We start from the raw sequence: 15,522 nt of genomic DNA on the forward strand, positions 1-15,522 counted from the left end.
TAAAAAACAAGGGTGACAAAAAACTTTTTCATGATGAAGTTAAGCTTTTCGTACCTGGTTTTCGCTTTCGAAGCCGAGATTTTTTGGCGGCAGCAGGAAAATGAAGGATCAGTCAAATGACTGATTTCCAGATCTGGCCAGTTTCAGCATCTTGTCAAATTGCTCCGGCGTAAGGTCTGTAACGAAATAATACACAGGGTCCACTTTTTCGCCGTTCTTGATAACCTCGTAATGGCAGTGGGGGCCGGTAGACTTACCCGTGCTGCCCACCCAACCGAGCACATCCCCTCGTTTAACCGCCTGGCCGGCTTTTACCTTCATACGGAGCATATGCCCGTAGAGCGTTTTGTAACCGTATCCATGCCGCACTACCACGTGGTTGCCATAGCCAACATCACTCAGGCTGGCTTCTTCCACTACACCGTCGCCGGTCGAATAGATAGGCGTACCGCTTGGAGCCGCAAAATCCAACCCTGCATGGTATTTCATTGTTTTATAGATCGGGTCTATACGGTATCCGAAACCGGATGCAATATGTTTAAGGTCTTTATTCGCAACAGGCTGAATAGCAGGGATCGAGGCCAGCATCTGCTGCTTGTTCTTGATCATCTTGTCGATCTCGTCGTATGATTTTTCCTGTGCTTTTATGCGGTTGGTTAACTCCTTTAATAATACGCTCGTGGATGCAACGATCTCGGCACTGGCAAATGACTGCAGCTGTGCAGCTTCTTCATCCCGTTTCACCTTTCCCATTCTTGTACTGTCCGGGATAGGGGATGCTTCGAAGATCACCCTGTAAATCTCATTATCACGGTCCTGCAGGTCAGCCAACGTACCCTTCATCTCTTTCATCCGCCCCTGCAAAGCATCGTATTTTTCTTTCATTGCTTCCAGTTCGGCACGTAAAGACTTCTCCTTTGGAGAATCGACCAACCTGTAAGCGACGGAAAGAAAAATAGCACCGGTAACAATAGCGGCAGATAAAAATCCCAGTATCCGGAGGATTTTTACCCGCAACGATACTACCAGCTTCTCGTATTTTAATGTTTGGGTGTTATAAAAATATTTAACCTTCTTCATGCACCGGGTGTACTTTGAGCGCTTTCTTGCGCAAAACGCAATGACCGCAGATTTATTTCACGAGGCACAAACTTATGGATGCCGAATTTAGTTGGCATATCTTCTCCCACGATTGTAATTTTCGGGTTATACAACCTGTTTTTGCATAATCATACAGGTTTCAATATTTTTGCACTCCCCTGAATACGGCGGGAAAATCAGGCGCACAAACCTAATGTAATTAGATTAAAACATCAACCTTTTGTATGTCTAATTTCTAACTACTTTATAAAAGCTTGAAAAACAAGCAACAAGCTCTTATTAGGTCAATGCTCTTACAAAAACAGAAAAATACATATTAATTCATACCTATATATGACAGCGTCAGAAATACGACAGCAATTTTTAGATTTTTTTGCGTCTAAAGGGCATCAGATAGTTCCGTCTGCCCCTATCGTTATTAAGAATGATCCCACCCTGATGTTTACCAACGCCGGTATGAATCAGTTTAAAGACTATTTCCTGGGCAACAGGGTACCTCCCCACAAAAGAGTGGCCGATACCCAGAAATGCTTACGCGTTAGCGGAAAACAGAACGACCTGGAGGAAGTAGGTATCGATACCTACCATCATACCATGTTCGAAATGCTGGGCAACTGGAGCTTTGGCGATTATTTCAAAAAAGAGGCAATCGCCATGAGCTGGGAACTGCTCACAGAAGTATATAAAATACCAAAAGATAAATTATACGTTACCGTTTTTGAAGGCGATGCCAAAGAAAACATCCCTAAAGACGATGAAGCCTACCAGTTCTGGAAAGAGCATATTGCTGAAGACAGGATACTGATGGGCAATAAAAAAGATAACTTCTGGGAGATGGGAGATATGGGCCCTTGCGGTCCGTGCTCCGAGATCCACGTGGACTGCCGCCCCGATGAAGAACGCAAACTGGTAGACGGCAAAACCCTCGTAAACGCCGACCATCCGCAGGTCATAGAGATCTGGAACAACGTATTCATGCAGTTCAACCGGCAGAAAGATGGCTCCCTGGTACCATTGCCTGCCAAACATGTGGATACCGGCATGGGGCTGGAAAGACTGGTAAGGGTACTGCAAAACAAGACCAGCAACTACGATACAGACCTTTTCACCAATACCATTCATTTCACCGAAAAGCTGGTTAATAAGAAATATACCTTCGGAGATGATAAAAAAGATGTGGCTTTCCGTGTCATCGCCGATCACGTAAGAGCTATTTCCTTTACCATTGCCGACGGCCAATTACCGTCAAATACCGGGGCCGGCTACGTGATACGCCGTATCCTGCGCCGGGCTGTTCGTTACTACTTCTCGTTCCTCGACGTACGGAAACCTTTGCTGCATGAGATAGTGCCAGTGCTGGCAGCGCAGTTCTCCAACGTGTTCCCTGAACTGGAAGCACAGGTAGATTTTGTGAAGAAGGTAATATTTGAAGAAGAAAATAACTTCCTGCGCACCCTCGAAAGCGGTATACGCCGGATAGAAGACTTTATGCAGCAAGCCGCTACCAAGGTAATTGACGGCGCTACCGCATTTGAACTGAACGACACTTATGGGTTCCCGTTAGACCTGACCAACCTGATTGCCGCTGAAAAAGGCTTTACGGTAGACGAGAAAGGTTTTGAGGCAGCGATGCAACAGCAGAAAGACCGCTCCCGTGCTGCAACAGAGCTGGATACCGGCGACTGGGTGGTATTAGACGAAACCCCTAACAGCATATTCGTAGGTTACGAACAACTGGAAAGCACTACCAAGTTATTGAAATACCGCACCATTAAAGCAAAAGGAAAAGAGCAGTTCCAGCTGGTTATCAGCCAGACTCCTTTTTATGCTGAAAGCGGCGGGCAGGTAGGCGATACAGGTACCCTGCAGTTCGATGACGAAACCATACACGTAGTTGATACCAAGAAAGAAAATAACCTCACCATCCTGTTCACCGACAAACTGCCGGCCAACCCGGCTGCTGTTGTTAAAGCAAAGGTAGATAAGGTTAAGCGGCTGGATACAGAACGCCATCACAGCGCTACCCACTTGTTGCATGCAGCCCTGCGCCAGGTACTGGGTACGCACGTAGCACAAAAAGGATCTTTGGTGAATGCTGATGCGCTGCGGTTCGACTTTTCTCATTTTGCCAAAGTAACTGATGAAGAACTGGCGCAGATAGAAGCGATCGTAAACGCCAAGATCAGGGAAAATGTTCCTGTAGTGATCAAAGAAATGCCTAAGGATGAAGCCCTGAAGCTGGGCGCTATGGCGTTGTTCGGCGAGAAATACGGCGATACTGTAAGGGTAGTGATCATTGATCCTGCTTATAGTGTTGAACTCTGCGGCGGTACTCATGTTGGCGCTACCGGAGAACTGGGATTGTTCAAATTCGTTTCCGAATCGGCAGTTGCAGCCGGCGTTCGCAGGGTAGAAGCAGTTACCGGCAGCAAAGCGGAAGCTTACATCAGCGAACAGTTAGCTCAACTGAAAGACATGAAGGCAGCTTTAAAGAATCCTAAAGACCCGGTTAAAGCCGTAGAAACCCTGTTGCAGGACAAGTCGTCGCTCGAAAAACAAGTAGATGCCCTGGAACAGGAAAAAGTCCGCGCACTTGCCAGCAGCCTGCGTAACCAGTCGGAACAGATAGACGGCGTCAACTTCCTCGGAAAAGTGGTGCATGTAAACAATGCAGAAGGTCTGAAACAGCTTTCGTTGCAGCTGAAAAACGATATTCCTGACCATGTACTCATATTTGCAGCCAACATCGGCGGTAAGGCCAGTATAGCGCTGACCATCGACGAAAAACTGGTAGCATCCAAAGGTTGGGAAGCGCCAAAGATCATCAAGGAACGTATTGCTCCATTGATCAAAGGCGGCGGCGGCGGACAGAAAACCTTCGCTACCGCCGGGGGCCAGGAAGTAGATAAACTGGACCAGGTGATTTCAGCAGTAAAACAATTGTTATAATTCTTTATTAAGCCGGATCTTCGAGGGTCCGGCTTTTTTCTGCAAAGATCTATCCCCGTTTACCATCCCCAACAATAACAAGCATGCCTGGCTTGCGTTTTTTAACTTTTTCTTTCCTAACCCTCCCATTAATTTTGCCATAGTTGATTTTTACTTAAACAAAATTTTTTTGTGATATGACCAGGTTATTGCAACTTCTATCGTTGGCAGGTTTTATATTTCTTTTACCTGATCCGACATATGCACAAACCAAGAGTAAACAAAAAACGCAGCTTGGCGAGTTTGATGAAATTGTGATCAAGCACAAAAATGCCAAAGACGCTAAAGTAACAGTTGAGATCAAGGATGGCGAAGTGCTGGTAGATGGTAAAAAACTGGATCAGTACTCCGATCCCGGTATTTCCGTGTTCAGAAGAAAGATCGTTCCAAGAAATGGCAACACTTTCAATTTCAATAATAACTTCAGGAACTTCGGAGGACCGGACGCTGATGAAGCAGATGAGATCGTTCCGAAAGCTGTGCTGGGGGTGATCACCGAAAAGAAAGCGGCTAACGGTGTTACCATCAAAACTGTAGGAAAAGGCACGCCTGCCGAAAAAGCCGGCCTGAAACCAGGCGATATCATTACTGCTGTGGACGACGACCAGATAGATGAGCCACAGGAATTATTTGAAAAGATCAGTGAATACCAGCCGGACGACAAGGTAACCGTTTCTTACCAGCGTAATGGTAAATCCGATAAGGTGGCTGTTACGCTTGGCGAACGCAAGGCATTAAATGCTGAGGACCTGGGTATTTTCCCAGGCAACCCTAGGGCTTTTGCTTTCCCTCCGGGCGGTGGTTTCAGGAGAGGAGGCGATGGTTTCAACAACTGGTTTAATTGGACAGATGATGATCCGAAATTAGGCCTGCAGGTACAGGATACAAGAAATGCAGAAGGCGCAGAAGTAATTGGTATAACTGCAGATTCTCCTGCTGAAAAAGCTGGTTTCCAGAAAGAGGATATTGTTGTTGAACTGGAAGGAAAGAGTGTTAAATCGGCCGGCGATCTGTCCAGGATCTATAAAGATAACCAGGAAAAGGACGAGATAACGGCAAAGGTTAAACGAAACGGGAAAACTGAATCATTAACCGTCCAGGTGCCGAAGAAACTTCATAAAGCAGACCTATAGAAAAAGCCGGTTCGCCGGCTTTTTTTATTTCATTATCTGTTTGATCATCTTCAGTTTTTTTCCGAAAGGAGGGTATTTGATAGGAACATCCAGCCAGGTAGCGGTTTTAAGCATGCCTTTGAGATGTGTAAAAGTATCGAAACTGTATTTCCCATGATACCTGCCCATCCCGCTATATCCTTGTCCGCCAAAGGGCAGATCCGGATTCGTCAGGTGTACCATCGTGTTATTTATGCATCCGCCTCCGAACCGCAGTTGCTCTATCACCATTCTTTCCACTTTCTTCCTTTTGGTAAATACGTACAAGGCCAGCGGGTAAGGATGCTGCCGGATGGCTTCTATGGCCTGCGATAGTTCGTGGTAGGCCAGTACCGGCAAAACAGGTCCGAAGATCTCCTCCTGCATGAGGGGTTCCGACCAGTCAACATCGTCCAGGATGGTAGGCTCAATGTACAGCTGTTCCCTGTCGGTTTGTCCTCCGTGTACAACATGCCCTTCTTCCAGGTAGCCTTTTACCACGTCGAACCTTTTTGCATTGATCATCCGTGCATAATCGGGGCTTTTAGCGGGGTCTTCTCCAAAAAACTGTGTTATAGCCGCTTTCATGGCATCTATCAACGCCTGTTTAACCGACTGATGTACCAGGATGTAATCCGGCGCCACACAGGTTTGGCCTGCATTCCAGAATTTTCCCCAGACGATACGTTTCGCCGCCACATTGATGTTCACATGCTGGTCTACCAGGCATGGCGACTTCCCTCCCAGTTCCAGTGTTACAGGCGTCAGGTTAGGTACGGCCATTTCCATGATCTTTTTGCCAACAGGGATGCTGCCTGTAAAGAACACATGATCAAAACGTTGCTGCATCAGCAGGGGGATCACCTCGGCTCCGTCTCCTTCTATTACGGTGATATATGCGGGATCAAAAATACTTTTTATCAGTTCCGCCGTTATAGCGGCGGTTTTGGGCGCCAGTTCGGAAGGTTTGATCACAGCGCAGTTGCCGCCGGCGATAGCGCCTAATAAGGGACTGATAAGCAACATGAAAGGGTAGTTCCATGGCCCGATAATGAGGGTAAGCCCTAATGGCTGTTTATACACCCTGCTGCTGCTTGGATAGGTTACAAGAGGGGAACTTACCACCTCAGGTTGCATCCAGGCTTTAAGGTTATCGAGCATATAGTTAATTTCCTCATATAAAAATCCTACTTCGCTGCCATAAGCTTCCACCGGGTGTTTACGCAGATCTGCATGCAAGGCCGCCAATATCTTCTCCTCGTACTGCTTAATCCCTTTTTTCAGCTTTTTCAGCTGCTGTTTCCTGAAAGCATAAGGCAGCGTGGCGCCGGAAAGGAAGTACTTCTGTTGCGCCTGATAGAGCTGAGTTACCTGGGCCATATTGATCATAGGTGAAAATTTATTGGTATCTATCCCAATTTATGGATTTATTGGGAGCGAATAGCCTGAAATCCCGGTATTATTTGAATATATTTGTGGGAATCAGTATGGATATATGAGCGATATATACAGCAAATATGAAACAGTGATCGGGTTGGAAGTACATGCCCAGTTGCTTACCGAAAGTAAATTATTCTGCAGCGATAGCGCAGCCTTTGGCGGCGCGCCCAATACACATATCAGTGCCATTACTATGGGACACCCGGGAACTTTGCCCCGGATGAACCGCAAAGCGGCCGAATACGCCATTAAACTTGGCCTTGCCTGCCACTGCGATATTGAGAAAGACAATTACTTCGCCCGTAAAAACTATTTCTATCCAGATCTTCCGAAAGGGTACCAGATATCTCAACATACGGCTCCTATCTGTAAAAATGGTTACCTGACCATCAGTACGGATGCAGGCACCCGCACAGTAAAACTGAACCGCATCCACCTGGAAGAAGACGCCGGCAAACTGCTGCACGACCAGGACCCTCAATACAGCTATGTAGACCTGAACAGGGCGGGGGTGCCGCTCGTTGAAATCGTTTCCGAACCGGATCTGCACAGCGGCGATGAAGCTTATGCTTACCTGACTGAAATGCGGCGCCTTGTTCGTTACCTGGAAGTATGCGACGGCAACATGGAAGAAGGCAGTATGAGATGCGACGCCAACATCTCTGTAAGGTTGAAAGGCAGCACTACATTGGGTACCAAGGTAGAAGTAAAGAACATGAACTCTATCCGTAGTGTTAAAAAAGCAATAGAAGTAGAAGTTAAAAGACAGATAGATATCATTGAAAGTGGCGGAACCATTATCCAGGAAACACGTAGCTTCGATGCTGCAACAGGCAGCTCCTTCTCTATGCGTTCCAAGGAAGAAGCGAATGACTATCGTTACTTCCCGGAACCGGACCTGGCCCCTTTCCACCTCAGCGATGAATTTATAGCGCAGATCAAAGCATCTCTTCCTGCATTGCCTGAAGAGTTGATAGAACGGTATACCATGCAATATGGCTTAACCGAATATGATGCAAGAGTGATCTGCGATGATAAAGCCACAGCCGCCTATTTTGAAGAGGTAATAAAAGCAACTTCCCATTACAAGGCTGCATCGAACTGGGTATCCGGCCCGGTTAAATCATGGCTGAACGAACAAGGGAAAGATATCTCTCAATTCCCCGTTTCACCGGCGCTTTTAGCGGCGCTGATAGAATTGGTAGACGCAGGAAAAGTGAGTTTCTCCATTGCTTCTTCACGGATATTGCCGGCAATGATAGCCGAACCTGGCGATCCCCTGGGAATAGCCACCAGGTTAAATCTCCTCCAGGATAACAACGCAGATAATATTACGCCGATCATCGACGAAGTATTGGCAAAGTACCCGGATAAAGTAGCCGCTTTCAAAGGCGGAAAAAAAGGATTGATGTCGTTGTTTGTAGGAGAAGTGATGAAACTCTCTAAAGGCAAGGCAGATCCAAGACTCACTAACGAGTTGCTGGCCGAAAGATTGAAAAGTTAATTATTGCATAGGTCTTGATGAATGTTAAAAATAAATCCATGAAAAAAGTCTTACTGTGGTTTGCTGCCGGCCTCCTGATAGCAGGAATAGGTTGTAATACTCAATCAGAAAAAGGAGAGTTCAAAATTGAAGGGCACCTGAGTAACGCGCCTGTTGGCCCGGTAGTATTAGAAGAATTAACGCTGGATAATGTTAAAGTAGTAGATTCAACTACTGTTAAAGATGCCAGTGGCAAATTCACTTTAAAAGGAAGTGTTCCGGAACAGGGGTTATATCGCGTTGTATTCCCTAACAATAAATTTATATTGCTGTCGCTCGATGCAGGAACCATGAAAATTGAAGGTGACCTGAACAAGCCCGACGAGATGAAATTCAGCGGTTCTGAAGCTACTACCGAGTTACAGCAGTTCATGAAAGATATCAGTGCACAGTCTATCGTTCTTACTGAAGAAATGAGAAGGCTCGACAGCCTGCATGGCACAATGCCTGATAGCCTGTTCCAGCCGCAGGTAGCTGCGTTCCAGCAAAAGGAAAAAGATTTCGAAAATGGTTTCTTCATACTGGCCGATAAAACAAAAAATCCTGCTAACGCAGTATTTGCATTAAGCCAGGTAAGGAACGGCGAAGAATTTATGGCACATAAACAAGTGCTTACCAATCTTACTACCCGCTTCCCTAAAAACACGCTGGTAAAAAGTATGACCAGCAAGATCGCGGAACTGGAAAAAGCAGGAGCTACCAGCGATGCTGGCAGTGCAGATGCAGATACTCCATCGGGTATGAAAGTAGGCGAGGTAGCGAAAGATTTCACCCTGCCGGATGTAAGCGGTAAAAATGTTAGCTTAAGTTCTTTCAAAGGCAAGTTTGTATTGGTTGATTTCTGGGCCAGCTGGTGCGGACCTTGCCGCCAGGAAAACCCTAACGTGGTGAGTGTTTACAACCAGTTTAAGAATAAGAATTTCACTGTACTGGGTGTTTCCCTGGATAAATCCAAAGACAAATGGTTGCAGGCAATTAAAGACGACGGCTTAACCTGGACGCATGTAAGTGATCTGAAACAATGGGATGCAGCGGTAGTGAGCCTTTATGGCATCAATGCTATCCCTACTAACATGTTGTTAGATCCGCAGGGTAAGATCATTGCAATTGGCTTGCGCGGACCGGCCCTGGAAGCGAAGTTAAAGGAAGTGATTAAGTAATATTATTCAATAAAAGATAATAAAGCAAAGGAGCGAAGATAGTCTTCACTCCTTTGCTTTATTATCAATTTCAGAATTTTGGATTCCCTTATCTATTCCGGTCTTTTAATTGTTTGAGTAACCGGATCAAAAGCGCCTTCATCCACGGAGAAACTAACTTTCAAAGTCATAGAGTTATCGCAGGCGTTAATAGTGCCTGTTCCCTTGGCTACCCAGTTGTGGTAGGGGTAACCAGGAAATGAAGGGGCAATAGCTTGTTTATCGATCACGATGGTTTGCGATTTCTGGATAATTTTTAGTTTCAATATGGCTCCCGGTACTGTAGCGTAGTTATTAATTCTAATGGTAGAATCATTTTCTTTTGTCAAAGTAACCGGATAGCTCGATTCCAACACATCAGGATCATCAAGGATCATAGCACCGCCTCCCTTTACATTTGAAAGACTGTCAATATTCAAGGTACATACCTTTTTGTAAGTAAGTATAGTATTGGCCCCTGGAGTATTCAAAGCATCTCCGCCATAAGGAGCAAGATTGAAGGTATCAGTACCATTTACTCCGTAAGCGAATGCTGTTAAAAGCTTCCCACTTTGGAGGGTTATGTCAGGAGAAATAGTGAACTGATCATCAATTTCTACCTGATCCGGAGTTAATCCGAAAAGCTGCGCCAACTGAGGACCGGTAACAGTGATCTTTGTGGGAAAACTTGTTACATCAGCTTTCAGTGTTTTTACATTAGTATAATCGTCGTTCATTACCACCCGTACATCCATTTTCTGAGGAAGTGGTTTAGGATAAAATACATCCAATGTAAATGCAGTGGAAAAGCTATTTACATCCTGTATTAACTCATCTCCGGCCGGATCCTGTGTCAGTTTTGGAAAGACACCGGTTTCTATTCCCTCCGGAAGTTTAGGGTTGTCGTTTTTCCGGCAACCATAAAAACCCGTGACTACGGTGAATAATATCAATGAACCTATTATTATCTTCTTCATAGAATCTCTTTTAAATTGCATAAATACTATTACTATTTATCCCAGAAAACGGGATACGTATCGGGTTGTTTCTGAGCAGGGGCATTTGGATTTACATTTAGCTCATTGGCCGGCCAAGGGAGGGATAAAGGATATTTTCGCGAAGCAACCACCCTTACTTTGGGCTGAGGCACTCCAGGTCTGGAAGGATCACCATTGATAGGCGGTTGTACAAAACCTCCCGGCGCTTGCTGAGGATTACCCGGATCGAACAAGATTGGGTAACCCGTTCTTCTGTAATCAGTGTATTGATCGCAGCTAAAGCCGAAGCTTTGAATCCACTTCTGAGTCATGATTACCTCCAGTTTACGGGCGGTTGACCCGGCGTCGTATACTCCCATAATCTTATTAGCATACGCCACATCTGATGTCCCTGCCAGTTTAGGAATAGATTGACCGCCATTGGCAAGGTTCACTACCTGGTCTACCTGGTTAAAGGACTCCAGAATGGCGGCTCTCAATGTAGCTCGTGCATCCCCAGCCAATACGCCAGCATTCATTAACTCCGCCTCGATATACAACACATCCGCGTAAGTAAGTAAGCGTAACGGAGCTGCTCCTGTACCACTCGAAGCATTTACTACAATATGATCTCCCTGGTCGTAACGGCCTCCAACAGGGTAAATTCCAAAAACGGTCATACTGCCGTCCTGAGACCTATCCCTGTTTGGGCCTGTTGAACCAAAGTAGATGGATATAAAAGCGCTATCGCGATAATCGGTCCCCCCACCGGCTGAAGGTGCATCCACTTTATTTTGTGTATAAAAATAGTATGGAATACGCGGATCGACGATACCGGTGAAGATCCTTGGATTATAACCTTTCATTATCTCGTAGAACCAGGGGCTTTGATAGTGTGACTTCTGGGTGGCAAAATATTCACTAAAACCCGGATTCCTGTCGTCAGGCGACGGACTTTTTCCATACTTCATCATAAAGCTGTTATCCCAGCCACTAATCAGTTTCCCTCCATTCACTAAAGCAGTAACTTGGGCGGAAACATTGGTAGTTAACCTTATTTGATTATAGAGTTTCAGTTTAATGGTATTAGCTAACCTTATCCAGGAATCCCGGCTGCCGCCATAAAACAGGTCATCGGTCGTTGGAGCTATCTGGTTGCCACTGGTAGCAGAAAGATCTCCAATTGCCTGGTCTAGTAGCTTGAAGAGTTCAGGATAGATATCCTGTCCTTTATCAAACTTTGGATAACGTAAAACTTCAGTAGAAAATTTATTTGCCTCAGAAAAAGGAATATCTGCAAAAGCGTCTACAAACTGACTAAACCCATAAGCTTTCAATACGCGGCCTATGCCAGCATAAGTGTGGCTATTGGACGCATCTGCCTGTCTGATCATTACTTCAACATTTTCGAGGAACCCGATATAATCGGCAGACGAGTTTACTCCCTGGGCACTGTAAAAATCGCTCCAGGCGTTATTTATATCGAACTGGGTTCCAGTTGCGCCGTACTGGTCCTGTGATTCGCGCACAGTTACCTGGTGCATGTAAACAGATAATACCTCTGTTAAACCTCTTGCACCGCGGTTATCGTTAGTAAATCCTAGGTCGTAAGCCAGGCCCTGTTCAGCCGCTACTAACAACTGCGGCAAGGAAGCAACAGTAGGATTGTTCGGATCCGTATTAATATCCAGGAATCCCTTTTTACAGCCAACCATGGCAGCAAACGTGACTAGGAGTATATAGCTTAATCTTTTCATCGGTTCAATAGTTTTCGTGAATTAGAATGTCACTTTCAGGTTAGCGCCGAATCTGCGGGTGGTTGGAGCGCCAGACAATTCAATACCTTGAGTATTGGTTGAGCCAAAACTTCCGACTTCAGGATTGAAGTGGGTATACTTTGGCATCCCAGGCGCATAGAACCAAAGATTACGGCCAGTAAAGGAAAGGGTCAACCCTCCGATCGGTGTCTTATTAAACCAGTTTTTAGGGAAATCATATCCTATGCTTAACTCACGGAATGTGTAAACAGTGGCATCATATACATTCCACTCTGTTGCCGAGTTAATAGCGAACGTCTCTCCAAAATAGCTTTCAAATAAACTGATCTGGGTATTGTTTGGTATCTTCTGGCCTTTACTGTCTAACAATGGGGTCCCCGGAGAATTAGGATCCCCGTAATATCCTGGGATCACGATGAGCTTCTCACGATCTCTTGTATCGAGGGTAACCCCACGACCAAGTAAAGAACTTACGGTTACTGAGTAGATATCACCCCCTCTTGTAAGGTCGAATAACGCACTCAGGAAAAAACCTTTATAGTTCAGCGTTGTACTCAAACCAGTTTTAAAGTCCGGGTTAGGATCACCAACCATTTTCTGATCCAATGCCCGGATCAGCAAACCGGTTGAAGGATCTATCAGCAGGTTGCCCTGGTCGTCGCGCGCGTTGTAAGTACCACGCAAATAGCCATAAGGTTTGCCTGCTTCAAGATATGGACTCATTTCGTCTAATACACCATTGAGTTCCAATCTTTCTACACCTTCTTTCAACTCTTTAACTATACTGCGGTTCTTTGTAAAGATCCAGTGGAAACTCCAGGTAAGGTTTTCGTTTCTAACAGGAATAAAACCCAGGTCTACTTCTATACCTTTGTTGGAAAGTTTACCATAGTTATCAATAACCCGTGTAAAACCGGACGAAGATGGAAGTGTTAGTGGGGCAATCAGATTAGTTGAGGTACGTGTATACCAAGCAAAATCAAGTGTAATTCGTCGATCAAAGAATTCGAGGTTGGTACCCACTTCAAAGTCTTGTGTGAACTCTGGTTTCAGTTCTTTGTTACCCGCAGTAGGGTACTGTGACGCACCAGACTGGCCAAGGAAAGCGGCATTAACATTAAATGTATTAGCTAATTGATAAGGGTCTGCATCGCGGCCCACTTTTGCCCAACCTGCCCTTATCTTACCAAATGTCAGCACCTTACTGTCCATCTTCAACGCTTCTGTGAATATAAAGCTCGCGCTCACACTAGGATAGAAGTAACTACGATTGCTTTTAGGCAGCGTGGAAGACCAATCGTTACGGCCTGTGATATTCAGGAATAACCATTTCTTATAATCCAGGTCGATCTCTGCAAAAATGCCCCAGAGTCTCCTGCGCCTGAAGACATCCTCTGTAGGAAGTACACTTTTGGTGTTGCTGAGAGAGTAAACACCTGGAGCCACTATATTCTTACCGGTAAAGATCTGCGATTTCGTCGTACGTTGGTTAACGTTATGACCAATAATACCTTTGAATCCAAAATCTTCATTCCTGAATTTCGGCGTGAAGGTACCAATCAGGTTGGACTCAATTTCAGTAAAGCGGTAGTTTTGTTGTATGATCTGTCCAACACCTTCAGAACCCCTTGATCCTATATCCACTACTTCTTTACGCAGGAAATTCTGGGCATTGGTACCTATCTGGTAGCTGGCGCTAAACCATGGGGTAATGTTATCATAGTTAAATTTCAGACCGGCTACATACCTGTCTGTTGCCGTATTTACAGTATTATGCAGGAAAGCCCAAAGCGGGTTATCGTACTGCGCACTGTTAGTGGAAATAGGTTTGCCATCGGGCGATTGATATGGCAAGCCTGCCAGGTTCCAGTTTCTTCCCAGGAAGAGGTTACGGGCAAAGGAAGAAGTTGCGCCGGTTACCTGGTTCTCACCGAAGGTACTGCCTGCCTGATTGCTGGTACTGTAGCTGAAGTTACCGTTAACGGTTAATCCGTTTGTCAACCTGGTGACACCACCAATGGCCATGCTGGCCCTATTAAAATCAGAATGCGGTACATAGCCATTCTGGCTTAGGTAAGATGCAGTGGCGCTTAAAGCTGATTTTTCATTTCCTCCATTTACTGAAACAGAGTTTTCAGACAAGAACCCTGTTCTGAATAGGTCTTTTACGTTATTCGGAACTGCCTCGTATTTCATGTTACCAGAGGCCGGAAATAATTCAGGATAGTATTTGAAGTAATCAGCCCAAACCTTCACTGAATCCACCGATTTGAAAGCAGCGCCCCAGGAACCGTTGGATGCCGGGTTATAGGTAAATGCACTACCTGTACCATAATCGTTCTGGTATTCAGGATAGCTGTTGATCGTTTCTAAAGCGATAGAACTGGAATAACTAACTTCCATTTTCCTTCGGCCTATCGATGCGCTACCGGATTTGGTAGTGATAATGATCGCGCCGTTAGAAGCCCTGGAACCGTATAATGCAGCGGCGGCGGCGCCTTTCAGTACCGTCATGCTGGCAATATCGTTCGGGTCAAGAGAAGATAAACCACTTCCGTAGGCGCCCCCACCGGAGGTCTGGTTGGAAGTAGATATCTGATCATTATTGTAAGGAATTCCATCTACCACGATCAACGGTTCGTTACTTCCGAAGAACGAAGTGTTACCGCGGATCTGTATGCGGGTTGCGGCGCCGGGAGTACCCTGGGAAGTACGGATATCAACACCCGCAACTTTACCCTGCAGCCCTTTTAACATATCCGGCTCTGATTTTTGAAGGATCTGGTCTGGTTTTACTGTGGCTACGGAGTAACCGAGTGCGTTTTCGTTACGTTTCAAACCCACGGCAGTTACCACCACCTCACCTAATTGTTTTTTATCAGCTTCCAGGGTAACATCGATCGTGTTGCCCGGGCCAATAGGAACTTCCTTAGTGACATACCCGATAAAAGAAAACACCAGCGTTTCACCATCGGCAATGTTATTAAGCTTGTAAGTGCCCTCTCCGGAGGTCATTGCTCCTTTGTTTGTGCCTTTAACTACGACAGTTACACCAGGCAGAGCTGACCCGTCTTTTGCGTCTGTAACCTTTCCGCTAATCGTTCGGGACTGCGCAAATGCGTTGAGAACGCCGCAGCATAAAAACAGCCATAGTAGTAGCTCTTTTTTCATAAGCGACTGATTTTGATTTGACTAGTTGATTTGACTAAAGCAGTTAACAAGAATTAAATTACGATAAATAAAAAGAATAAAAAATTAAAATAATGGATAAATGATTGACATTCAATTAATAATATTTACGATATCTGAAATTCTACATATTTGTTAAATAATAGCTAAATAACACCTAAAGATTTGGAATTGTTG

9 protein-coding genes are annotated in these 15,522 nt (G+C 45.3%); 4 read left to right on the forward strand and 5 right to left on the reverse strand.

All coding sequences use genetic code 11. The features are described 5' to 3' along the window. Window positions 1-108 precede the first annotated feature (108 nt). Window positions 109-1,080, reverse strand: a complete 972-nt coding sequence (locus tag BLV62_RS20875) for a M23 family metallopeptidase (RefSeq protein ID WP_089763944.1) — start codon at window positions 1,078-1,080, stop codon at window positions 109-111. A gap of 354 nt (window positions 1,081-1,434) precedes the next feature. Here BLV62_RS20875 and alaS point away from each other — a divergent pair, with 354 nt between their 5' ends. Beyond that, window positions 1,435-4,050 (forward strand): alanine--tRNA ligase, encoded by a 2,616-nt coding sequence (gene alaS / locus BLV62_RS20880; protein ID WP_089763945.1) that lies wholly within the window; start codon window positions 1,435-1,437, stop codon window positions 4,048-4,050. Window positions 4,051-4,226: 176 nt separating this feature from the next. Then, window positions 4,227-5,222 carry a PDZ domain-containing protein gene (locus tag BLV62_RS20885; protein WP_089763948.1) on the forward strand — a complete coding sequence of 332 codons (996 nt, stop codon included), beginning with the start codon at window positions 4,227-4,229 and terminating at the stop codon, window positions 5,220-5,222. 24 nt (window positions 5,223-5,246) lie between these two features. Here BLV62_RS20885 and BLV62_RS20890 read toward each other — a convergent pair whose 3' ends face one another. Next, complete coding sequence (locus BLV62_RS20890; RefSeq protein ID WP_225889661.1) at window positions 5,247-6,629, reverse strand: aldehyde dehydrogenase; 1,383 nt, start codon at window positions 6,627-6,629, stop codon at window positions 5,247-5,249. 106 nt (window positions 6,630-6,735) lie between these two features. Between BLV62_RS20890 and gatB the strand changes: the two genes are divergently transcribed. After that, window positions 6,736-8,184 (forward strand): Asp-tRNA(Asn)/Glu-tRNA(Gln) amidotransferase subunit GatB, encoded by a 1,449-nt coding sequence (gene gatB / locus BLV62_RS20895; protein WP_089763950.1) that lies wholly within the window; start codon window positions 6,736-6,738, stop codon window positions 8,182-8,184. A gap of 38 nt (window positions 8,185-8,222) precedes the next feature. Further along, window positions 8,223-9,383: a TlpA disulfide reductase family protein gene (locus BLV62_RS20900; protein WP_168927939.1), complete on the forward strand. Its 1,161-nt coding sequence runs from the start codon at window positions 8,223-8,225 to the stop codon at window positions 9,381-9,383. A gap of 92 nt (window positions 9,384-9,475) precedes the next feature. On the opposite strand, the gene BLV62_RS20905 is transcribed toward BLV62_RS20900, so the two are convergent. Genes BLV62_RS20905 through BLV62_RS20915 form a run of 3 tightly spaced genes read right to left on the reverse strand, consistent with a single transcriptional unit; the run spans window position 9,476 to window position 15,327 of the window. Then, window positions 9,476-10,378 (reverse strand): hypothetical protein, encoded by a 903-nt coding sequence (locus tag BLV62_RS20905; RefSeq protein WP_089763954.1) that lies wholly within the window; start codon window positions 10,376-10,378, stop codon window positions 9,476-9,478. A 32-nt stretch (window positions 10,379-10,410) separates the two neighbouring features. Further along, window positions 10,411-12,135 (reverse strand): SusD/RagB family nutrient-binding outer membrane lipoprotein, encoded by a 1,725-nt coding sequence (locus BLV62_RS20910; RefSeq protein ID WP_089763956.1) that lies wholly within the window; start codon window positions 12,133-12,135, stop codon window positions 10,411-10,413. 21 nt (window positions 12,136-12,156) lie between these two features. Beyond that, window positions 12,157-15,327 carry a SusC/RagA family TonB-linked outer membrane protein gene (locus BLV62_RS20915; protein ID WP_089763958.1) on the reverse strand — a complete coding sequence of 1,057 codons (3,171 nt, stop codon included), beginning with the start codon at window positions 15,325-15,327 and terminating at the stop codon, window positions 12,157-12,159. Window positions 15,328-15,522: the final 195 nt, after the last annotated feature.

It is taken from the genome of Chitinophaga terrae (ex Kim and Jung 2007) (assembly GCF_900107795.1).
Taxonomy (GTDB): Bacteria; Bacteroidota; Bacteroidia; order Chitinophagales; family Chitinophagaceae; genus Chitinophaga; species Chitinophaga terrae.